Below are 23,027 nucleotides of genomic sequence, written 5' to 3'. Positions count from 1 at the left end.
CTATTTGCGACCGGCCTTAGCTCGTTTATTCAAACATTCTATTCTACTCAATAGTAATTGGGTCGAATAACTTGGAGTTCATCCCTAAAAATGGGAGAAGGCCTGTTGAGAGGAGAAATGATGAGCCAGCGCATAGAATTGCCGGGGCATGAAACGGCGTCACATCGTGAACCGCTAGAATCCCATTTCGTCACCCATGACGGCACTTCGCTGTTCTATCGTTTCTGGCCTGCCCGCTCTGAAAAGCCGAAGGGCGTTATCGTTCTGCTGCATCGCGGTCATGAGCACAGCGGGCGTGTGAAACATCTCGTGGATGAGCTCGGCCTTGATGATTATGCATTCTATGCCTGGGATGCGCGCGGCCATGGAAACTCTCCGGGCGTGCGCGGCTTTTCGCCGTCCTTCGGAGCATCAATCCGCGATCTCGATAGTTTCGTTGCCCATATCCGCAATGAAACCGGCGTAAGAAACGAAGACGTCGCGCTTATTGCGCAAAGCGTTGGCGCCGTTCTGGCGAGCGCATGGGTGCATGACTATGCGCCCAATATCCGTGCGCTTGTCATGGCGTCGCCAGCCTTCGACATCAAGCTTTATGTGCCTTTCGCCAAAGAGGGCATCGCGCTCTGGCAGAAACTCAAAGGCACGTTCTTCGTCAATTCCTACGTCAAACCGCAGTTTCTGACCCATGATCGGGAGCGTATTGAATCCTATCGCACCGATCCGCTGATTACACGGCCAATCGCCTCGCATATTCTGCTTCAGCTTTATGAGGCGGCAAAGCGCGTGGTGAATGATGCGCGGGCGATTACCATTCCGACACAGCTTCTCATTTCCGGCAGCGATTTTGTCGTGCGGCCAACACCACAGCATCGCTTTTTTGAGAATCTCGGCAGCCGCATTAAAGAGCGCCATGTGCTCAAAGGTTTTTACCATGACACGCTGGGTGAAAGGGATCGCAAGCCGGCACTCGCGCTGATCCATGATTTCATCGAGGCGCGTTTTGCGGAGGCACCACAACGCGCCGATCTGACGGAAGCGCATATTGCAGGCCATACGCGCGATGAGGCTGACAGACTATCAAGTCCGCTACCGCTGCTTTCACCGCGCGGGCTTTATTGGGCCTCGACGCGCGCCTCTATCGGCTTTGGCTCGCTTTTGTCGGAAGGGCTGAAAGTTGGTCGTCGTACCGGTTTCGATTCAGGCTCCACGCTCGATTATGTCTATGAGAATGAAGTGCGGGGCTTGGGTCCCGGCGGCAAGCTCATCGACAAGCAGTTTCTGGAAGCCATCGGCTGGCGCGGCATTCGCCAGCGCAAAGTGCATCTTGAGGAACTGATCAGACACGCCATCAGGCGGCTGGAAAGCGAAGGTCGATCGACCAATATCCTCGACATTGCCTGTGGGCATGGCCGCTATGTGATTGATGCGGTGGTGCGTGCCGGCGAATTGCCGGACAGCATTCATCTTCGCGATTACTCGCCGATCAATGTGCTGGCTGGACGCAAGCTCATCAAGGATCGCGGTCTTGAAGCAATCGCCCATATGGAAGAAGGCGATGCGTTCAACGAAGACAGTCTGGCAACGGTCACACCACAGCCAGACCTCGCGATTGTGTCGGGGCTTTATGAGCTTTTCCCGGACAATGCGCTCATTAACCGGTCGCTTTCGGGTCTCGCCCGTGTGCAGAAGCCGGGCTCACTGCTCATTTACACCAACCAGCCATGGCATCCGCAGCTTGAAATGATCGCGCGTGCGCTCACGTCACATCGCGGCGGACAGGCATGGGTAATGCGCCGCCGCACACAGGGCGAAATGGATCAGCTTGTCGAAAAGGCTGGCTATCTCAAAATCGAACAGCGCACCGATCAATGGGGCATCTTTACCGTATCGATTGCCGAACGCATCGGAGACGCTAAAGCGTGACCACGCAATTGACGGAGCTTGATGGTTTCTCGCGGTGGCCTGTGATCCGCCGCGCAATCGCTTGGCTTCTGTTTCTTGGACCGTTTTTCTATCTGACCTATGGCACCGCCAACTGGCTTGCATCGCTCCATGATGACGTGCCGAACCTCGCTTTCAACTGGGAAGGCCATGTTCCCTTTATCGCGTGGAGCATCATTCCCTATTGGTCGGTCAATCTGTTTTACGCGATAGCACTTTTCGTCAATGACGGCCCGGAACAGGTGGACCGGCTGGCAAAGCGTTATCTCACCGCGCAGATTATCGCCGTTCTTTGCTTTGTTGCCTTTCCGCTGACAGCCACATTTGTCAAACCTGAGACATCCGGCCTGCCGGGTTTCATGTTCGATGTGCTGGGGGGATTCGACAAACCGTTTAACCAGGCGCCGTCGCTGCATATCGCGCTTTTGATCATTATCTGGGATCAGATGCGTCGCGTGATGGGCGATATAATGCGTGTGGTCTGGCATGTCTGGTGTCTGCTGATCGGATTATCGGTGCTAACCACCTATCAGCATCATGCGGTTGATATTCCGGCTGGCGCTTTGCTCGGGCTGTTTGCGCTGTGGCTTTTTCCACGCAACACGCCCTCACCTCTGGCAGAGTTTCAGCTCACGTCAGACCCTAAATCCCGGCGGATCGGCTTGTATTATCTTGCGGGGGCAACAGTTTTTCTTGCGCTGGGCGTCCATGGTCTGAGCATCACCGGCTATGCGATCTTCTGGTTCTGGCCCGCAACTGCACTGGCGCTTGTGGCGCTTGGTTATTTCGGTGCGGGTGCCGGTATTTTCGAAAAACAGACAGACGGTACGGTCAGTCTCGCCAGCCGCCTGTTGCTCTGGCCTTACCGCTTCTTTGCCCGTCTGAATATCCGCTTCTGGACGCGCAGGCTTCCAGCCCATGTCGAACTTGGCGACAATGTTTTCCTCGGACGCTTTCCCAAGGCTAGAGAACTACAATTTTTCTCAACCGTCATTGATCTTGCGACCGAAATGGTGCCACCCGCGCACTCTATAGACTGGAAAAGCTACGGCACGATTGATCTCATCAAGCCTCCCGCAGAAAAGCTACGGCTTGCATCAGATGCGGTCGAAGTCGCATGCCATCACGGTCCGGTGCTCATCTGTTGCGCGTTGGGCTTTCAACGCAGCGCCACGGTTGCAGCTCATTGGCTCATCAACACAGGTCGCGTGAACAATCAACGCGAAGCCGAAGCGCTGATCCGCACAAAAGGCTGGCCGGTGCATCTGCACACAAGTGAGGTGCATGAATGAGCGCGCAGGCATCAAGCATCGCGGCAAGTTTGCAGCGAAATGCCTATCTCGGCATTGCACTGGCCGTATTGATACTGGCTGTCGCACCGTTTTTGCGCGTCGTGCATGACCTCACCTTCTGGCTGGTCTGGCCGGTCCTCCTTGCGAGTAGTTTGGTCACTCTCGGAATTGCCGCTCACCTGCTGTTTGATGCAGCACTTTTTCGGCTGGTTGCCGCAAATCCCATTGAAGAGGCGGGACTGATCGAACTCGACAGGACACTCGAAAAAATGGACCTGCGTAAAACAATCGGCCCCACCCGCCCGCTCGTCGAACGGATCGCCGGTTCCCGGCGCATCATCGGTCGTTTGCGGGTTTTTCTGGCACTTGCCATCGTGCTGTTCATTCTTCTGGCCTTCGTGCCGCATGGTCAGGGGCTTTGATATGCGGGAACTGATCCGCCATCAGGTGCAATCGATTTTCGGCTCGTTTCTGGCGATCCTGTCGCGCGGGATTACCGGCGTGCGGCCCATCTGGAGCGGCACCGGACCCTCGCGCAATCAGCGCATCTATTTCGCCAACCACACCAGCCATGGTGATTTCATTCTGCTTTCGTCCTGCCTCAATCAGGAAGAACGTGCGCGCACCCGCGCCGTCGCCGGTGCTGATTACTGGCGGGGCAATGCCGTACGCCAGTTCATGGCTGAAGTGCTGCTGCGCACTGTGCTTGTGGAACGCAACTGGGTGGAACGCACACAAGATCCGATGGAAGTGATGCTGAAAGCGTTGGCCGATGGTCATTCGCTCATCATCTTTCCCGAAGGCACACGCAACATGACCGATGAAGCGCTGCTGCGTTTTCGGTCCGGCATCTACAATCTTGCGCTGGCGCGACCGGATGTTGAACTGGTGCCATGCTGGATTGAAAACATGTCACGCGTGCTGCCAAAGGGCGCGATGCTGCCCGTGCCGCTTCTTTGTCGTGTAATTTTCGGTGCGCCGGTTCAGCTCCTAGAGGGCGAGGACCGCAAGGAATTTCTCACGCGCGCGCGCCAGAGCCTTCTCGATATTCAGCCTCAGAATGGTAATCACCCATGAGCGAAACAACCCAACTCTTCCTTGGCCTCATGGGCGTTCTGGTCACAGCCAGTGCCGTTGCCGGTGTCTTGTCATGGCGTGCGCCAAAACCGCTTTCATCCACGCTGGTCAACCTCAATGCCCGCATCAAGGCATGGTGGATCATGGTCGGCGCCATGTGCATCGCCTTCCTGTTCGGCAAAGGCGGCGTGATCGTGCTGTTTGCGCTCATTTCGTTTGCGTCATTGCGCGAATATGCGACGCTTACACAAACCCGTCGCGCCGATCATCGCGTGCTGCTTGGCATGTTCCTGCTGGTCATTCCGGTGCAATATTACCTGATCTGGATTGACTGGTACGGCCTCTATTCCATCTTCATTCCGGTCTATTGCTTCCTCGCCATGCCGGTGCTGACTGCCCTTTCCGGCGATACGTCGCGCTTTCTCGAACGCATCAGCGAACAGCAATGGGGCATCATGCTCTCGGTCTATTGCATCAGCCATGTGCCTGCGTTGATGACGCTGGATATTCCGGGCTTCGAAGGCAAGAAGCTGCTGCTGATCGCATTTCTGGTGGCAACCGTTCAGGGCAGCGACGTGCTGCAATATGTTTTCGGAAGATTGTTCGGCAAGCATCGCATTGCGCCCAATATTTCTCCATCCAAAACCTGGGAAGGCTTTGTCGGAGGGGTCGCGAGCGCATCTCTTCTGGGGGCTGGACTTGCCTGGCTCACACCGTTTTCGCCATTACAAGCTGGTGCGCTGGCCGCAACCGCTTGCGTCATGGGCTTTTTCGGCGGGCTTGTGGCATCTGCCATCAAGCGTGATCGCGGGGTCAAAGACTGGGGACACATGATTGAAGGACATGGCGGTATGCTCGACCGCGCCGACAGTCTTGTCTTCTCGGCCCCGGTGTTCTTCCACATTGTGCGGTATTTCTGGGCGTAACCCCCGGTTCCGAATGTGACGAAACAAAGCCTTGGAAACCCCGGATACAGTAAAAACTTGTTACCCGGTTTTGCAGGTCTTTATTTCGCGATGCCTTTTATGACCTTTAAGCCTTTCAGGGCGGGTTCCGTTTTACCGGACCCGCTCTATCTGTTTGCTCGGGTGGGAAATGCAAAAGAACTGAAAGGTTGAAACGATGAAAACTGCAGGTATCTGCGCTTTTATTCTGGCATCGGTCACCGCAGGCGGCGCTATGGCGCAAGGCCAGGCCACACAGCAGATGACACCGGAAGCGCTCTATAAAGCAGCACAGAACCAGCTCGGTATCGTCGAGTATTGCAAGGACAAAGGCTTCGCGACACAGGAAGACATCGACAGCCAGCAGTCCATCATGAAGATCATGCAGGCACCAGCCGACAAATCCGGTCTTGAAGAAGCACAGGCAGCCGGCAAAAAGGGCGTAGTCCAGTCAATGGGACAGGAAACCGACGTCGAAGACTATGCAAAGACATCTGGCAAAAGCGTCGAGCCTTTCTGCCAGCAGATCACAACGGCCATCAAGCAGGCCGCGGCCCAGTTGCCGAAATAAGGCTTTGCTTCCTTTGTCGCTGCGGTGGAGTGCTCTCCATCGTTGCGGCTATCGGCCATTTTTGCCGAAATGCAACAGCACCCACATAAGATGAGTATATTTCTCATATATTATTGCGTTTGCACAAGCGCATAACTATGGTGCCGCCACGAAAATGTGGTGCCTGCCTTGAACCAATCTGACAAATCCAATCTGCCTTCGGCTTTTCCTCTGCAAGAAATTGCAGATATCGATGCCGCTATTACAGATTATTACGACGAACTGTGCCGCGCAGTCCGTCGGCGTGGGCACGCCTCCTCCAATGCCAATGAAGTCGTCCACGATCTTTATGTCAGGCTGAAAGACCGCAGAACCGATCTTCAAGGCAAATCGTCGTTACGCGCCTTTCTTACGCGCGCTGCGATTAATCTCGGTCTTGATCGGTTTCGCCGCGAACGCTTTGAAGCAAAGCTCTTTTGCGGCACTGAAGACGAAGCCGCAAACATTGCAAGCAAGGATTCAAATCCTGATCTGGCGCTGGATATGCCGCGCCGCCTCGCCTGCCTGCGTGATGCGATCATGGAACTGCCCTTGCGTCAGCGCCGCGCGTTCATTGCCCACCGGATCGGCAATCTATCCCCAGATGAAATAGCCATACGCTTCGGAATTACGCGCAATATGGTGGACAGGCATCTGCGGAAAGCGCTTATGCACTGCCTCTTGCGGCTCGACGAACTGGATCAGGCATAATGCGCGCGACGGCAAAGAAGAATGATAAGGCTGAGCGCCAAATCCAGGAACAGGCTGTCGACTGGCTGATGCAGTTGCAGGCATCGCCCAGAGATCTGGAGGTTGTCGAAGCCTGTGCGCTTTGGCGCGCTAGTGATTCCCGACACGAGCTTGCATTTGCCAAGGCTTCGCGCGTTTTCAGCGATACGCGATTTCTGTTGCTGAAAGACACCGACTTTGCAAAAACCGCGGCCAGAAAGCCGCGCTACCCTGTGCGCGCGGCCGTCAGTTCCATGCTGTTGTTCGCAGCTCTCGCGGGCGGTTTCCTTGCCTTTGACGGGCCGATGCGCCTGCGTGCTGATGCTATATCGGCGAGCAGCGAGATGCCGGTCATTGAGTTAAGCGATGGTTCGACCGTTCAGCTGAATGCCGGATCAGCAATCGCACTCGATATTACGAATGATGGGCGTCAGGTGCAGCTGTTGCGCGGCGAAGCCTATTTCATTGTGGCGCCAGATCCACAGCGCCCCTTCACAGTTAAGGCCGCAAATGGCGAAGTGACTGCCCTTGGCACCCAATTCGATGTGAAACTGAAAGACGGCGGCGCAGATGTCGTTGTCACCGAACACGCAGTTCAGGTGCAGACCAGCGCGTCATCATCTGCCTTCAGCCCGCTTGATACGCTGCGGCTGGATGAGGGACACAGCGTTTCATACGACAGCCGGAATGGTATAGGCCAGGTTTCGATGGTCGATCCGGAACTTGCCGCATCCTGGCGAAGAGGTCGCCTTGTTTTCGAGGACCAGCCGCTGGAACATGTGGTCGAAGATATTGCGCGCCACCTTCCGGGTAAGGTGATGATCGCAAGCAGCGACCTCGCCGAACGCCGGATCACAGGCACCTTCGATCTCTCCGCGCCCTCGACAGCACTTGATGATTTTGTCAAGGCATTTGAGCTGAAAGCAGTGCGTGTGGGGTCATTGCTCACGGTGCTGCATAATTAATTTTCGACCAAATGTCCCAAACAGCTCAATTCATTCGTCCAGTTGGTGAAAGGCAGTTTGCGCAACCCGCGCGAATGCCTCAGCCACCCAATGCCCGACACCAACGCCTTGAACGTTGAGACTGGAAACGACATGAAAAGCCCCTCCTCGCGCATTCTCACTGCCTGCGCCCGCCCGCTGTTTGCTTCGCTGCTTTTGAGTGGCACAGTTCTAAGCCCGTTTATGACCGCGCCAGCAATGGCACAGACAGCATCGCAAGCAGTCAGCATCAATATCCCGGCGGGTGCGCTTTCAACGGCACTTAATCGCCTTGCAGTTCAGACAGGTCTGCAAATCGCATTCGATGCATCTGTGACCAGCGGCCTCAGGACATCCGGCGTCAGCGGAACCATGGCGCCTGCCGACGCGCTTTCTGCATTGCTGCGCAACACGGATATCCAGTATCGCTTCACCGGCAATCGCACTGTACGCCTTGAGCGCGAAACGGCTGCAAACAATGCAGCCGTGCCTGCTGTTGACGGAGCAGTGCAGCTCGATACGATCAGCTTCTCCCAGATTACCGGCGTGAACTTCGCTGATCTCGACCCGCGCGTCTCTCAGATTACACCTGAACAGATGCAACAGGCACAGGCCTCGACAATTCCCGAACTCATCAAAAAGACGCCCGGCGTAGCAATGCTGGGGGGTGTCCGCACTGAAGGCCAGTCGATTTCGATCCGTGGTTTCTCGCGACAGACTGACGTTCGGGTTCTGCTCGACGGCGCGCCGAAAAACTTTGAAAAATACGATCAGGGCACGATCTTCGTTGAGCCAGAACTGCTCAAGCGCGTCGAGATTGAAAAGGGTGCAACCTCGGTCCGATATGGCAATGGTGGCTTCGGTGGCACCGTGAAGCTTGAGAGCAAGGATGCCGCTGATATGCTGCGCGAAGGCGAAAGCTGGGGTGCGTGGGGTAAAACCGCATATCAGACAGCTAACAAGCAGTTTCTGGAAACGGGCGCGGTTTATGGCCGCTCCAATCTCGGCACCGGCATGACGTTTGACGGTATTGCCAGCCTGACTTGGCGCAAGAGCGACAACATGCGTGTCGGCGGCGGCGAGACCTATAATTACTCAAGTTCTGAACTCACTTCATTCTCCGGCAAGCTTTCCGGCGAATATGGCGGGCACAAGGTGAAGGCCTCTGTTCTTTATGGTGAGAGCGCCAATTGGGGACCACTTGCAGCCATTCGCGGACAGCTTCAGCCGACCAGCAATAGCCTGGTTCCCGGCACACCTGCCTATAAGGAAGCAATGCGCAGGCTGCTTGCATGGCGTGAGCTGAAAGACTTCACTTCGGTATTCGAGCACACCTATGACGGCGACAGCGACCTCGTAAACACCCGCATCATGGCGAGCTATTCCTCGACCGACATGCATGCTGAACGTGCAACCGGCGTGAATGGCACGGCATCGCTTGGTGGTACCGAAAACGATGCGAAATATTCGGATTTTCATATCGAAGCTGAAAACACCTCCAACTTCGAGCTTGGCGGTATCGAACACAGCCTGAACTACGGTGTGCAGTATAACCACCACATTCGCGATGTGACGATGTTCGACATCACGAAGAAGAACGACAAAAGCTATAATTATGGCTATTACGCCCCATGGATCATGCCCGGCGGCAAACAGGATGTAACATCCTTCTTCATGCGTGATCGCATGGCCATTACCGACAAGCTGACCATCACGCCCGGCATCCGCTATGACTATGTTCGCTCCGAAGGCGAGCCAAATGCCGCTGCGATCTATAACGATCCAAAAGCCGGACATGACTATTCGTCAGCATCCCACCATGGTTTCACACCAGCGATCAGCGCATCCTATCAGGTAACACCCACAACGCGCCTGTTCGCCGATTGGGCTTATGCCATGCGCGCACCCAATATTGACGAAATCTACTCGGTTCAAAGCGGACGCACACAAACCTCCGGCACAAGCAGAGATCTGGCAGTCGAGCGCAACAACACGATCAATATCGGCGCGGATACGTCGTTCAGCGGTATCTTTACCGATTCCGATGTGTTCATGGTGCGCGGCTCGTTCTTTAACAACCACGTCACCAACCCGGTGGCGCGTCGCGTCGGCAGCGCAAACAAGGTTGGCCTGAAAGACGGCGAAGTCCCATTCTACTGGAACATGCCTTCCTATTATTCGCGTGGCGTGGAACTGGAAGCGCATTACGAAAATGACTTCATGTTCGCCGATGCAAGCGTCACCTACATGATTGGTCGGCGCCATGGCACGGTCAACAACATCTATGGGCCAGATAGCTATATCAACGATATCATGCCGACAACGGTTGTAGCGACCCTCGGATACAAGCTGCCGGATCAGGATATCAATTTTGGCTGGACAGGGACCTTTGTCGACAAGCAGGACCGGACCTCCTATGTCAAAGGCGATCTCAGCTACAATCGACCAGAAACGCCGGGCTATGCCGTGCATGACCTGTTCTTCAACTGGACGCCGACCAAAGGCTTCATGAAGGATTCGGAATTGCGTCTCGCACTGGAGAACGTGTTCGATAAGGAATACGAACCTTATCTGACTGACGGCATCACAGCCATGCCAGGCCGCAATCTGAAGGTCTCTTTCAGCCGTAAGTTCTAAGTCATCAAAGGGCTGGAAGTTCGTTTCCAGCCCTTCTTTTATCGTCTGTTGAATTTGACTGGCGCGGTGATCGTCTTGTTGACGTCTGGTGGGGGAGCCGGAACCGGTGAAGCTCGCTGAACCAGCGATAGCACCTCATTATCCAGCTGAGGCCAGCCAGAGGATCGCGCAAGCGTCGCAGAAAGCACCTTGCCGCTATCATCGATGCGAAACCGAACATAGACGGTGCCCTCTTCCCGACGCGACTTGGCACCCGATGGATATTTCTTGCGGCGCTCCAGATGCGCCATCAAACGCGATTGCCAGCGCGCCGGTGTCATGGAAGATGCAAACAAACCGGAAGCCGACTGTCTCGCTGCGTTGCGGCTGGACTGCGTGACCTGTGCCTGTGCCTTCACTGCCTGCTTGGCCGATGCCTGTTCGCGCTGTTTCACCGGCTTCTTCTTCGGCTCATCCTTCTTGACGATTTCCTTTTTGGGCTCCGGCGGCTTAGGTTTTGCGACAGGTAGCGGAACCTCAACCTTATCGAGCTGCGCTATTTCTTCCCGAGGTTCTTCTTCAACATGCTCCGGCTCGTCCTGAACCACTTCCTGCTCGAGTACAGGTTCATCGACAGGTTCTTCAACCTTCTCGGCTGCAGCGCTTGCATCCGACATCACTTCATCCGGTGATATCTCGTTTTCTTCGGTTTCAGTTGCTTCAGGCGTTTCAGCCAGCTCGATCATGATAGCGGCCGGCGGCGTATCATCGGCCGCTATCATGTCCGGCTCGCGTAGAAGCCACATTGCGGCTCCCACATGCAAGGATAGTACGAGAAGGCTTGCCCCCGCCCAAAGCGCAAGCTCGCTAAAGCTTTCGCGCACCCCGATACTATCCGTTGCACCATTCATGATGCGCCCGCCCAGGCAGGCTCATCCGTATATTCGCTTCTGCGGCGCAGCTCAGAGAGCATTTGACCGTGGTTGATCAGATTGCGCAGATCGCAATCAAGACAAGCCAGGCGACCATCACTGGTCTCAATCGCAAGATCTGCAATGGTGAAATCATCAAAAGCCGCCACGAAGGACCGCAAGGCTGCCTGCAGCAACATGCCGAATGCTGAATCTGATCCCGACTGCTTTGTCGCCTGCTCATCGAAACCCGGCTGCATCAGTCGCAGAACTGTTCCGACATTGATTGTCTTTGCCGGGCGCGCAAGACGGATGCCACCACCGCGCCCGCGTGAGCCAACCAGAAAACCGTGATGTATGAGATCCGAAACGATCTGCGCGGCGTGATCTTTTGTCGTGCCTGTGGCTTCTGCCGCAGCACGGGTGGTCAGTGCAGTCCCATCTGGTGCTCGCTCGCAAAGAACAAGAAACTCAATTGAAAGCTCTGCCTGTCGGGTAAATCGCATTGCAAACTATCTTTATTCTGGAACGAATTTCACTTCTCGATATTGCGGGCCCACAAAAAGCATGAGGCCTGCAAACAGCATTGCATTGATTGCCAGTTCCACCCCGAAAAGATGAGGGTTCAAAACAACGGCTCCCAAGCCGATTGCCGTAACCAGACTGAGCAGGCACAGCCTGAACAGAAAGGACAGAGTACCAAGTGCACGCCATGCATCAATGACAAGGCGTGTACTTCTGTTGGTTTCCAGCCAGCCTAGAATGCTGGATGAAAGCTGCACAAAGCAAAGTGCTGCACCAAAGACAAACAGGGCTGAAGGCATCATAGGTATCTTCAAACCAATCAAAGCCGCCACGACCAGTAACAGCCCCAGCGCGAGATAACCTGCGCGCTGCCGCTCATCGGGATAGGCGAATTGGGCGGCCCCGTTATTCGCAGTCGTCAGGTTAGAGACGGTCATGAAAGATTTTCCGCACCAGTGCATGGACTCGGCGGAAAGCAGCTTCCGCACCAGCGACCACGCGTTCTTCCTCAGCGTCAGAAAGCTCGATTTCATCAAGCGCCGCAGTGAAGGTCCGCCAATGCAGTCCGCGACCTTCAGGAGCACCGGCCAGATGGCGCGCACCAAGTTCTTCAGACAAGCCCAGCTTCAGCGCTTCTTTGAGCAGAAAGGCCGCACCGAGGTTTGAGCCTTCAGCCACATAAAGCCAGCCAAGTGCGGTCGGCAGATCAATGTCGCTTCCGGCAGGGAAGGCAGGCGCGCCATCTGCTACGGGCAGATCGAAACCGAGATCGATCATGTCCTGACCAACCTGCTCAAAGCGACGGCGCCCCTTAAGATCGGGCAGCAACGCGTCCAGCGCGGCATCATCATAAAGCGCATTAATGTCACGGTGGAACTGATACTGCACCTCAACGAACAATGCATAGCTTTCGCGGCTGGCAAATGGTTTGCCTGCCATGATGGTCTGATCAAGACGTTCGTGAGTCCCCGTCGTTCGCGCTTTCAAGCACTTAGAGCGGGGAAGAGCAACGGGGTGCTCAAGTGTAGCAGCATCAGTCATTTCGAATATCCCTATTGATAGACGGTGTTCTCAGCGCGTAAAGCCGATAACACCGCTCTACTTATTAAGACGATTGAGGACGCTATTTTTTGCAATGCCAAGGCAAAAAAACTTCACCTTGGTCAAAATGTCGCACCTAACCCCAATTAAAAGTGGAAATTGAGGCCAAGTTTCACGGTGTGTGTATCCAGTGAATTGGAAGCTTTGCGGCCATTGGCGATATTCGAGCTGCCAGTGTGGTCGGTATATTTATAGATTGGCTTCTCGCGTGGATTGCAGAACGATCCTCCCAGAATCTCACAGAAGAATGGATCGGGCGGTGTAATTTCCACACCTGTCTGCTCTCTGGTCGTGTAGTTGCCCCCTGTTCCGGCACGCGCATTTTCAAAGCTGAAGCTGCGGTTGCCAAAGCGGCTGTAGGTATAATCGGCCATGACCGACCAGCGATCGTTGATTGCATATTCAACACCGCCGCCAACCGTGACGCCCGTTCGCATTCCCGACAATTGATCGACGAAGAACAGGCTTGAGCTTGCCTTGCCCATGATATCTTCAGAATAGTGGTACTGGTCGCGGGTCTGCTTCTCATGCGCGAAGGCAACACCCGCCGTTCCATAGACAAGCCAGCGATTATCCAGCGCATAACCAAGGCGACCGCGAATGGACCCCGTCCAATCAATGTCGTAATGCGTGTTTGCCTGAATACCGGCAATGTCCTTTTCAGCAGCAATCCAGTCTTCTTGCATGAAGGCTGCCTGCGCGCCCTTCAAACGCGTTTTGCTGACATCGGCTTCGATACCAAGTACGACGCGGTTGCTGAACTGGTGGTTATAGCCCGCCTGCACGCCGAACAGGGCCGAATTGCCAAATCCACGATCCGCAGATTCACTCGCCGATATAGGATCAACCGTGCCATCAAGCGCAGTCGTGTTGCCCCAAGTGCGCCCGGAAGTCATACCGGCATGAACACCACCGTAGAAGCCGGTCCAGTCGATTCCCGGTGCCCCACCCTGTGACCGGGAGAATGGCGAGAGTTGCGGCAGGCGCTGATCGCCGCCGAAATTGCTGGTAAGGCCCGCATAGAACGTCCGGCCCGGACCAGGCTGGTTCACCAAGCCAAGCGGATCGACGTAATATTGATCCGTCAGATTTTCGATACGAGCTGTCGCGGTCAGGCTGTCATTGATCTTATATTCGGCAAAGACATCGATGAGCGTATAGGGCTTCCAGCGTGTCAACGAAATAAATTCACCAGCACCCACCGCTGTTACATCACCATGACCAATCGCACGCGGACCGACATAAGAAACACGCCCGCCAAGCGTGAGCCTGTCTTCAAGCATCTTCTGCGAAAGTGTCAGATCCACGCTGTATTTCGGAGGCACCTGGTTGGTCGCATAGTCACCATAAAGCGACTTTGCTCCACAGGTGTCAGAGGTGCGGCAGAATTCTACATCAAGATAATAATTTGCCGAGAAATCGGCCGTAAACCCGCCGGCCTCGTAACGACTTGAGAATTCAAGACCTGAAAAGCGTGCGCGATCAATGTTGTAGACCTGCATACCGCTGTAGACAAATTTTCCGCTGTCGTCGTAGAAATCGCGGAATGCGCGCGCAACATAATCTTTAACGTCCCAGTTAAAGTAGCCAAACTTGACCATGCCGCGATCGTCATCATTCAACAGACCATCTCGCGTGAAGTTCGCCCCAACTTCCCAGTTGCTGGAACGCTCTGGCTGCAATCCGGCATTGGGAATGACGGTGAATGCTGAAACCGATTCAAACAGGCTCGGATAGCGTAGCGCGTTGGAATAAATGACATAAAGCTGGCTGCCATCGAAAGGTTCGACCGTCACGCCGACCGATGGACTGAAACCACCTGAATCGCGGTTCGGTTCCGGGTTTAGCTGTACAGCAGAGTTGGCCTCGGTGCGGCGGTCATGTGACCAGTAATGCGAATAACGCAGGCCAGCATTCAATGTCAGCCAGTCGACTGGCTTGTAGGCTGCTTTGGTGAAGACGCCAAGTTCGTCACGATAAGCGTCACGCAGGTTTAGCCAGCCCTCAAGTTCGTTAGTATAAGCACTCGGACGCGTATCTTCCCTGAGATAAGACACACCATAATTCAGGTCGAGATCGCCATAGTCGCCAAACGAAAACTTGGACGTATTGGCAACATCGCCGCCCCACATGATCGTATTCGATCCAGTGCGGAAATTCGGCGAAAGGCCGAGAGATTCCGATGTCGGTATCATGTTACCGCGACGCGGATTTCGCAGTTCCAGTTTCGTGACCCAAAGATTTGCTTTCAGATCAATGAGTTCGTTGTCATCCGGGTTCCAGTAATAGCGCAGGGTGCCGGTATCGAGCTTGGAACCAGATGTCAGCTCCTGCTGAACAGGTTGATTTCTGTCCCCTGTGAAACGGGATGCAAGAAGATCGCCAGCCTCCCCACGAAAACCAGTATAGCCCAGCTTCAGCGTATGACCGCCATCAAAGCGCAGCGTCGCTTTTGTCAGGAAGGATTTGGTCTCAAGCTGCGTATTGAGGACTTCTTCACCAGCACGATAATTCGTAAGGCCGCCGTTTTCGATATATTCAGGCCAGTTCTGACACCAGGAACCCGATGTATTGCAGGTCCTGGCAGGGCCGATATTCACCGGATCCGCTGATGGGCCATGCTTGCCTGCATGATAATTGCCACGCTTGCGATAAGCATAGCCCGCAAAGAAATCGTAATTCTCTTCCTTGATCGCAGCGACAATACTGGCAGAGCCATTGGTCGGTGTAAGGAAAGAAGGACGGTTCATGCCGTCGGGCGACCCGACGACTTCCGGGACGTCACTCGGCGAATAGGGCCATGCATATCCTCCCTTGGCACCCGCATGCGGTGATGAGGAATTCGAGCCATATTCACCTTTCACACGCATACCCCAGTTATCGCCTTCCTTGACGATATCATCGGCATCGAGTGTTCGAATGGCGACGTTGCCCGCGATACCACGCGAGGATGCGTCCGAGCCTTTGTTGATATCAATGCCAGCAATCAGATCGGGATCAATGTAAGTACGATTGGAAAGGCCTTGATAGCCCTGATAAACGGTCACGCTGTTTTCAGCGCCATCAATCGTGGTTGCAACACGCCCCATGCCCTGCATACCGCGAATATTGACATCGACCGAGCCCGCACCGTTACGCGCTTCACCCGACATCACCCCCGGCGTGCCGCGGAAAATATCGGCAGGGCTTGAGCCGCGGAAACGCTCGATGGTTTCGGACGAGATATAATTGGTCGGTGCTGCCGTTTGATAAGGTGCTTCTGCCCCCACCACGCCCGCACCGCCGGTGACGGTAATCGTATCAAGCAGTGTGGTGCCGTCAGCCGCCAATGGTGCCTGTGTGGCTGCCGACTGTGCGGCCAATGCAACTGTGTTGCTACCTGTGAAACGATGGGAAATACCAGATCCTGCAAGCAGACGCGAAAGTGCATCTTGCGGCGTCATCATGCCCGAAACGGCGGGAGCCTGTTTAGCGGAAGCAATCTGCGGCTGATAGGTCACCTGCATTCCAGCCTGCCGACCGAAATTGGCGAGTGCTGAAGACAGCGAGCCTGCGGGAATATTGAAAGAAACCTGTCGCGCAGTCTGCGCTTGCGCTTGAAAAGCTGTCGAAAGGGACAAGGCATAAACGCATGTAGAACCCAGAAGTGCTGCTGTCAGAACTTTCGTCCCCAAGCGCTGCACAACACTTTTATTAACCCGACGCCCCATTGTCCAACCACTCCATCTTTTGGTGAAAAGGCGGTTGTATGGCAGCAGCTAACGTCCGACCCTGATGCTTACAACGAGCGGGGCTTCGGGATTTTCTCCCCTTGCATCAAAAAAATATCAGATTGACGAAATGACCGTCAGCCAAGGCGATATCTGCCGAACTTTTCCGCCATAAGGTTCAACCACTGCTTCCAGCGCGGCAATCGGTTGGTTGAGATCAAACACACCACTAATGCGTTGTGTGCCAAAGCTCGATTGAGCCAGCAGCACCCGGCCTGATTGCCAGCGTGCAATGCGCGCGACAACTGACGCAATCGTATCGCGCTCGGCCACCAGCATTCCCTGCCGCCAGGCTGCAATTTGGGAAACGTCACGATTACCACGCTCGAAGTCGTGGCTTTGCTCATTGAACGACAGCCAGTCGCCCTGCCCAAGTGGTGTTACAGTATCGTTCGCACCGGTCGGCCTGACGGCGACCAAACCATGATCCACCGAAACCGAGAGATAACCCGCGTCATTGCTCACATCGAAAGCAGTACCGAGTGCGGTCGCGGTAAGCTTTCCGGTCTGCACACGAAATGGACGTACGGGATCGGGCTTCACATCGAAAAATGCCATTCCAGCAAGAAGCTCGACGCGGCGCTCATTCGGGCTAAATCGCAGTTGGATCGCACTATCAGGACCAAGCATCGCACGACTGCCATCCGGCAGCGGTACATCCTGCAACTGGGCGGAATCGGTCATGTAATCCGCTTGCGCCTGCAACATCAGCTGCGGCCCAAACAGTGCCCCGACTGCAACAACGGAAAGCCCAGCTGCTCCGCCCGTGAGGATCGAACGGCGGGATATTTTAGGGGCTGCCGCACGGCGCTGATCATGCATGACTTTACCCGTCATGCCATAGATTTCCATCGCCTCACGCCAGGCGGTTTCGTGTTCCGGTCCACGCGCACGCCAGCGGTTGACCAGCTCTTGGGCCACAGGATTATCCGGATCATCCTGAATGCGGATGACAATATCCAATGCTTCTTCGAACAGCTTTTCGCTTTTCGATAATTCGTCATCCATGCAGCGTCAGCCCCTTTAACTCAGCCGTTTCTCAACGCCGAACTGCTTCTCTCAGATTATGTCCTACTGAATATAACGAATGAAGGGAGGGAATTTTCTCTTTTAAAGACTGCCAGCCGCATCTTCATTCAAACACGCTCTCAGATGCACGTAACCACGCTTGATCAATGTCCATGTTCGCGAGACGGAAAGCCCCAGTTCGCTGGCCACTTCAGCAATCGTCTTTTCATCGAGACGATGCAGTTCAAACGCACGGCGTGTTTGTTCAGGCAACTCAAGCAGCGCCTTTTCAATAATCAAGAGGCGCTGTCGGTCATAGACGATAGTTTCTGGCGTAGGCGTCGTGTCGGCAACGCGGCGCCATTCTTCGTCAGGCATATCGACATATTCAACGATGCGCTCGCGCCGGTAGAGATCAATGGACAGATTGCGCGCTACCTGATGCAGATAGGCGCGCGGATTATGTTCATTGCCTGATGGTGTTGCCGACATCACTCGCACAAACGTATCTTGCGTCAGATCGGCTGCCGTCTCTGCATTGTGCCCTCTGCGCCGGAAAAAGCGATGCAGCTCCCGCGCATGGTTCTGGAAAAGGCGTTGCAGATTCCACATCAAACGAAGCTCATTCGGAATAGCTAAATGCCATCGCACCGATCCTCTCCAGACCGGATACACAATCCCCTGACCTGCCTATCGCAGCAGAGTTAGCATTTACTGTAATATATGACTTTAAGAGTCAACTTATTATTGCATTGTTGACATGATCGAAAATAGCGGCGGGAACAGGACGGCCAAAAAGCCAACCTTGCCCTATGGCATCCGGATGCAAGGCCCGCACATAATCGGCCTGTTCTTGCGTCTCCACGCCTTCAACCACCAGCTTCAACTCGAGCCGCCGCGCGATATTGCAAATATTCTCGACAATTTCGGCACTGACAGCCTCGGTTCCGATCGCTTGCGTGAACATGCGATCTATCTTGATTCCGCTGATCGGCAGTTTTGCGAGATAGGCGAGATTGGAATAGCCAGTGCCGAAATCATCGATGAAAAATTCATAGCCCCTCGTGCGAAAGGATTTCATCGCTTCAATCAGGCGTTCATGGTTAGCTGTCGAGCGCTCCGTGATCTCAAGCACAACTCTGAGCGATGAAAGCCCATGGCGCTTGACCTCCTGGTCCAGAAAGACCAGCGTTTTCGGATCAATAACATCGTCGACCGAAAGATTGAGGCTGAGATAAAGATCTTCATTTGCATGTAAGCGCATGTTCATTTGATCAAGCGCTTTGCGCACGACAATCCGCGTAATATTCTTGATATCACCCTGCTGCTCCGCAATCGGAATGAAAACATCCGGCGGAATCGGCACACCATCTTCGTCTGACAGACGAGCAAGCACTTCCGCTCCAATCACTTGTCCGTCACGCAACCGCACCAATGGCTGAAAGACGACATCGACGCGGCCTTCCGCAATGGAACGTTTGATCTGCTGTGCGAGCGATGCATGGCCCCTACGCCATTGAACCCCTGCGGCTCCCAGTCCGCCACCGGCCAATGCACCGAAGACTGCGAGTGCCATCAATACGCCCGGCGATTGCTGGAAAATGCTGACATTGGTCATGGATGCCGTCACACAGACATCGATGCCATCGGCACATTGCGAAACCAGCCGATGCGTGCGCAGATCATACCATGGCAGCTTTTCGGGCGGCCGTTCCGCTATCTTTCTCGTATCGCCAAACGCTCGGTAAATATATTTGCTGTCGCGGCTAACGACCTGCGCGCTGAGGTTAGGTTCCGCACGTTCGTACAAGGCAAAAGCAACGGGCGATGTAAAAACAATCGCCGAGCCGTGCATGATCATTTCCACCTTTGTCTGGTGCTTTCCGATCTTTTCGGCATTTGCCCATAATCGATGCCCGCCATCCACCTCACGATCCCATTTCGGCAGATCGGCAGGCGGAGACAGACGCCCCCATAAAGCAGTACAAACAATGCGATTGTTTAAAACGCGGCCAATATCGCGCAGATAATGCGCCTTATATGCCAGCAGTCGCAGCTCGGTCAGATTTTCATCCGAGCAGAATTCCTGCATGGTGCTATTCACCACTGCAAGCGTATTTCTGCCAGATTGTGTGACATTTACCGAATGGGACAAGAGATTGTCCCTGTATTCGTTAAGGCGAATGTAAGCGAGCCGAACCAGTTCCAGCTGCCCTAAAAGAATTGTTATGGCGATGCCTAAACAAGCGACGAGCGCAACAAACCACCGATCCCCGTTGGTACGCAGCTTTATCATCAGGATGAATGTCCCCAAGCAGCAAATCAACGCCCCCGTTGTTTGCGCGAAATTACACAACTCAAGGCTGGAAGCCAATGCTTAACATGCTGAAATTATCGCGAAATTAGACCATCCTTAAAATAAACTTTAGAAAAAGCTCACGCGTAGACGTCGCAGAACTCAGTTCCCATCGGGATTTAACTTTAAATCTACCCGCAAGGTTGACGTTGATTATCGGGGCCGTAGATTACCTGACCATGACAAATATTGCGATTGATCAAAATTATCTCCTCGAAAAACTGGGCGCGCTCCTGGCAATCCCAAGTCCAACCGGCTTCACAGATGAGGCGGTGCATTTCGTTGCACGCGAACTGGAGCGCCTCGGCCTTGAAGTCATCCTGACGCGACGCGGGGCGATCCGCGCACGCCGCAGCGGCAAATCGAGAAAGCCCGCGCGCGGTATCGTCTCCCATGTCGATACCCTTGGTGCACAGGTCAAATATCTCAAATCCAACGGGCGGCTTGAGCTTGTTTCAATCGGCAACTGGTCGGCACGCTTTGCAGAAGGTGCGCGCGTTTCAATCTTCTCTTCCAAAGGTACCTATCGCGGCTCGATCCTGCCGCTAAAAGCCTCGGGCCACACTTTCAATGAAGAAGTGGATACGCTTCCCGTAGGCTGGACCTATATCGAGTTGCGCGTCGATGCACTTGCCCGCAACAAGGAAGACCTCATAGAGCTCGGCATCGATGTTGGCGACATTGTTGCCGTCGATCCCATGCCGGAATTCATCGATAATGGCTTCATCGTCTCGCGCCATCTTGATGACAAGGCGGGCGTTGCGATCATGCTGGCATCGCTCGAAGCCATGCAGCGGCTCAATGTCGAAACGCCGGTCGATACGTACTGGATATTCACCATCGGCGAAGAAGTCGGCGTCGGCGCTTCGGCAGCCGTTGTTCCGGATATTGCGTCTCTGGTCGCCATTGATAATGGCACCACAGCGCCGGGTCAGAATTCATCTGAGTTTGGCGTAACACTGGCCATGGCCGACCAGACCGGACCTTTCGATTATCATCTGACCAAGAAGCTTTATGAGCTTTGCGACGAGCACGATATCCCGGTGCAGAAGGACGTTTTCCGCTATTATCGCTCTGACGCGGCATCAGCGGTAGAGGCCGGTCACGATGTTCGCACCGCGCTTCTAACCTTCGGTATCGATGCCTCGCATGGCTATGAACGCATTCATTTGAGCGCACTCACATCGATTGCAAAGCTCACTGTTCACTATGCAATGAGCGAGGTTGAGATCAAGCGCGATGCCGAGGAAACCACCAAGGGTCTCAAGGGCTTCACGCATCAGACATCGACCACGGCCGAGCAAGACCTGAGGCCTGAAGACAGCCCGACGGAATAGCTGAAAACAGCACAGAGAATTTGAAGGCGGGATCATCCCGCCTTTTTTCGAGCGCGTCCCGAAAAGCGTAAAGCGGGTGCGGTCACGCAAATTAATTATGATAATTTGTTGATATACGTCATTTCCTCCCTATAAATTATATCCTGACAGATTTGCAGGCAGATATGGCCAAACGAAAGGAACCGCTGATGAAGAGGTTATTTCGCGCCGTTTTGACAGCGGCCACTCTGGTTCTGGGTTCAGCGACATTTCACGCTGGCGCGCAGACACCGCCCGATGTTCTGATCGTCGGGCAGATTGCTGAACCGCAATCGCTTGACCCACACACGGTCACGGCAACCAATGATTTCCGCATCCTTGTGAACATCTATGACGGGCTGGTCCGCTATAAGGATGGCACGCTGGAAATCGAGCCGGCGCTTGCTGAAAGCTGGACCATTTCGGACGATGGCAAAACCTATACATTCAAGCTGAGACAGGGCGTGAAATTCCATGACGGTTCGGATTTCAACGCGGAAGCGGTCAAATTCAACTTCGAGCGGATGCTGAACAAGGATCATCCGTTCTACAATACCGGCCCGTTCCCCCTCTCCTTCAACTTTGAATCCATTGAAAGCGTCAATGCGGTCGATGCAAACACCGTCGAGTTCAAACTGAAAGAGCCGTTCGCGCCCTTCCTGTCAAACCTCGCCTATCCGACCGGCCTCATCGTTTCGCCAGCCGCCGTAGAACAATATGGCACTGAATTTGGTCGCCATCCGTCGGGCACCGGCCCATTCAAATTTGCCGAATGGCAGTCTGGCCAGCGCGTGGTGGTCGAGCGTAATCCCGACTACTGGGATAAGGCTCCGACCTTGACCGCGATTGTTTTCCGTCCCATCACCGACGCCAATACGCGCGTTGCTGAAATGATGGCAGGTGGCATCGACATCATGGTTGAGGTGCCGCCGGATAATCTCGCGACCTTCAAACAGGATGCAAATTTCGCTGTCGCAGAACAGGCGGGACCGCATGTCTGGTTCAGCATTCTCAACACCAAAAGCGGACCGTTCGCCGACAAGAAAGTTCGTCAGGCTGCAAATTATGCAGTCAACAAACAGGGTCTGGTCGATAATGTCCTGCAAGGTTCTGCAACTGTCGCGGCCGGTCCCGTGCCACCTGCATTCAACTGGGTTGATGATAAAACCGAGCCTTATCCTTACGATCCGGAAAAAGCCAAGGCGCTGTTAAAGGAAGCAGGCGCTACCAATCCTGAACTTACTTTCTATGTGACAGAAGGTGGCTCGGGGATGCTTGATCCGATCAATATGGGTGCAGCTATTCAGGCTGATCTTCAGGCCGTCGGCTTCAAAGTGAAGATTGAAACCTACGAGTGGAACACCTTTCTTGGTCGTGTGAATTCCGGTCTCGATGGCAAGGCAGATATGGCTGAAATGGCATGGATGACCAACGATCCAGACACGGTTCCATTTCTCACGCTTCGCACCGAAGCCCTGCCGGACAAAGGCGGATTTAACTCGGGCTATTATTCCAATCCAAAAGTCGATGAATTGCTGACCAAGGCTCGCACATCGACCGATCAGGCAGAGCGCGGCAAGCTCTACGGCGAGATCCAGTCCATCGTCCACGACGATGCGCCATGGCTTTTTGTCGCCAACTGGAAACAGAATGCTGTCACAACAGCTGCAGTTCAGGGCTTCAAGCTCCAGCCGTCATTCCTGCTGCATCTCAAAAATGTGACCAAACAATGAAGCTTTGCGCCAGAGGTTACAGCATCGGCCCAAAAATCGTATTCGATTTTTGGAAAGCACGATGCGTAGATTCAATAAGTTAGAGCGTCCTTTGTGC

General features: G+C 54.3%; 19 protein-coding genes. 11 read left to right on the top strand and 8 right to left on the bottom strand.

The features are described 5' to 3' along the window. Positions 1 to 120: 120 nt before the first annotated feature. The 9 genes from ABWV94_RS09575 to ABWV94_RS09535 all read left to right on the top strand — a co-directional run bounded on the left by ABWV94_RS09575 (position 121) and on the right by ABWV94_RS09535 (position 10,192). Positions 121 to 1,923, top strand: coding sequence for a bifunctional alpha/beta hydrolase/class I SAM-dependent methyltransferase (locus tag ABWV94_RS09575; protein WP_353413421.1), 1,803 nt, complete (start codon positions 121 to 123; stop codon positions 1,921 to 1,923). After that, positions 1,920 to 3,233, top strand: coding sequence for a phosphatase PAP2/dual specificity phosphatase family protein (locus tag ABWV94_RS09570; protein ID WP_353413419.1), 1,314 nt, complete (start codon positions 1,920 to 1,922; stop codon positions 3,231 to 3,233). The genes ABWV94_RS09575 and ABWV94_RS09570 overlap by 4 nt, the downstream gene beginning before the upstream one ends. Continuing rightward, positions 3,230 to 3,655, top strand: coding sequence for a hypothetical protein (locus ABWV94_RS09565; RefSeq protein WP_079213232.1), 426 nt, complete (start codon positions 3,230 to 3,232; stop codon positions 3,653 to 3,655). Before ABWV94_RS09570 ends, ABWV94_RS09565 begins: the two co-directional genes overlap by 4 nt. Before the next feature lies 1 nt (position 3,656). Further along, positions 3,657 to 4,310, top strand: coding sequence for a lysophospholipid acyltransferase family protein (locus ABWV94_RS09560; RefSeq protein ID WP_079213233.1), 654 nt, complete (start codon positions 3,657 to 3,659; stop codon positions 4,308 to 4,310). Continuing rightward, positions 4,307 to 5,236, top strand: coding sequence for a phosphatidate cytidylyltransferase (locus tag ABWV94_RS09555; RefSeq protein ID WP_353413416.1), 930 nt, complete (start codon positions 4,307 to 4,309; stop codon positions 5,234 to 5,236). The genes ABWV94_RS09560 and ABWV94_RS09555 overlap by 4 nt, the downstream gene beginning before the upstream one ends. A 196-nt stretch (positions 5,237 to 5,432) precedes the next feature. Then, entirely contained in the window at positions 5,433 to 5,825 is a 393-nt protein-coding gene (locus tag ABWV94_RS09550; protein WP_079213235.1) for a hypothetical protein, read from the top strand. Between the two features lie 159 nt (positions 5,826 to 5,984). After that, on the top strand, positions 5,985 to 6,554 hold the full coding sequence (locus ABWV94_RS09545) for an RNA polymerase sigma factor (RefSeq protein ID WP_353413414.1): 570 nt from the start codon (positions 5,985 to 5,987) through the stop codon (positions 6,552 to 6,554). Further along, complete coding sequence (locus tag ABWV94_RS09540) at positions 6,554 to 7,537, top strand: FecR family protein (RefSeq protein WP_353413412.1); 984 nt, start codon at positions 6,554 to 6,556, stop codon at positions 7,535 to 7,537. The genes ABWV94_RS09545 and ABWV94_RS09540 overlap by 1 nt, the downstream gene beginning before the upstream one ends. A 132-nt stretch (positions 7,538 to 7,669) precedes the next feature. Next, positions 7,670 to 10,192 carry a TonB-dependent receptor gene (locus ABWV94_RS09535; RefSeq protein WP_353413410.1) on the top strand — a complete coding sequence of 841 codons (2,523 nt, stop codon included), beginning with the start codon at positions 7,670 to 7,672 and terminating at the stop codon, positions 10,190 to 10,192. A gap of 38 nt (positions 10,193 to 10,230) precedes the next feature. On the opposite strand, the gene tolA is transcribed toward ABWV94_RS09535, so the two are convergent. The 8 genes from tolA to ABWV94_RS09495 form a co-directional block, all read right to left on the bottom strand. Further along, on the bottom strand, positions 10,231 to 11,082 hold the full coding sequence (tolA, locus tag ABWV94_RS09530; RefSeq protein WP_353413408.1) for a cell envelope integrity protein TolA: 852 nt from the start codon (positions 11,080 to 11,082) through the stop codon (positions 10,231 to 10,233). Beyond that, positions 11,079 to 11,588 (bottom strand): Rrf2 family transcriptional regulator, encoded by a 510-nt coding sequence (locus ABWV94_RS09525; RefSeq protein ID WP_007877252.1) that lies wholly within the window; start codon positions 11,586 to 11,588, stop codon positions 11,079 to 11,081. The genes tolA and ABWV94_RS09525 overlap by 4 nt, the downstream gene beginning before the upstream one ends. A gap of 12 nt (positions 11,589 to 11,600) precedes the next feature. Continuing rightward, a complete protein-coding gene (locus ABWV94_RS09520) occupies positions 11,601 to 12,044 on the bottom strand; it encodes a DUF454 family protein (RefSeq protein WP_105519273.1) in 444 nt (147 codons plus the stop codon). Next, positions 12,031 to 12,648, bottom strand: a complete 618-nt coding sequence (locus tag ABWV94_RS09515; protein WP_353413406.1) for a biliverdin-producing heme oxygenase — start codon at positions 12,646 to 12,648, stop codon at positions 12,031 to 12,033. Before ABWV94_RS09515 ends, ABWV94_RS09520 begins: the two co-directional genes overlap by 14 nt. A gap of 146 nt (positions 12,649 to 12,794) precedes the next feature. Further along, positions 12,795 to 16,418 (bottom strand): TonB-dependent receptor domain-containing protein, encoded by a 3,624-nt coding sequence (locus tag ABWV94_RS09510; RefSeq protein ID WP_353413404.1) that lies wholly within the window; start codon positions 16,416 to 16,418, stop codon positions 12,795 to 12,797. Between the two features lie 117 nt (positions 16,419 to 16,535). Further along, positions 16,536 to 17,486, bottom strand: a complete 951-nt coding sequence (locus ABWV94_RS09505) for a FecR family protein (RefSeq protein WP_353413402.1) — start codon at positions 17,484 to 17,486, stop codon at positions 16,536 to 16,538. A gap of 102 nt (positions 17,487 to 17,588) precedes the next feature. Then, entirely contained in the window at positions 17,589 to 18,098 is a 510-nt protein-coding gene (locus tag ABWV94_RS09500; RefSeq protein WP_007877264.1) for an RNA polymerase sigma factor, read from the bottom strand. A gap of 124 nt (positions 18,099 to 18,222) precedes the next feature. Continuing rightward, positions 18,223 to 19,782: an EAL domain-containing protein gene (locus tag ABWV94_RS09495; RefSeq protein ID WP_353413400.1), complete on the bottom strand. Its 1,560-nt coding sequence runs from the start codon at positions 19,780 to 19,782 to the stop codon at positions 18,223 to 18,225. Between the two features lie 239 nt (positions 19,783 to 20,021). On the opposite strand from ABWV94_RS09495, the gene ABWV94_RS09490 reads away from it, so the two are divergent. Together ABWV94_RS09490 and ABWV94_RS09485 are read left to right on the top strand one after the other, a co-directional pair. Beyond that, entirely contained in the window at positions 20,022 to 21,179 is a 1,158-nt protein-coding gene (locus ABWV94_RS09490) for an osmoprotectant NAGGN system M42 family peptidase (protein ID WP_353413398.1), read from the top strand. A gap of 188 nt (positions 21,180 to 21,367) precedes the next feature. Then, positions 21,368 to 22,930, top strand: a complete 1,563-nt coding sequence (locus ABWV94_RS09485) for an ABC transporter substrate-binding protein (RefSeq protein ID WP_113496470.1) — start codon at positions 21,368 to 21,370, stop codon at positions 22,928 to 22,930. Positions 22,931 to 23,027: the final 97 nt, after the last annotated feature.

Origin of the sequence: Brucella sp. NBRC 12953 (assembly GCF_040369775.1) — a bacterium.
Lineage (GTDB): Bacteria > Pseudomonadota > Alphaproteobacteria > Rhizobiales > Rhizobiaceae > Brucella > Brucella pseudogrignonensis.
The sequence above is the reverse complement of the archived record's forward strand: the minus strand, read 5'-3'. Positions and strand labels throughout refer to the sequence as shown.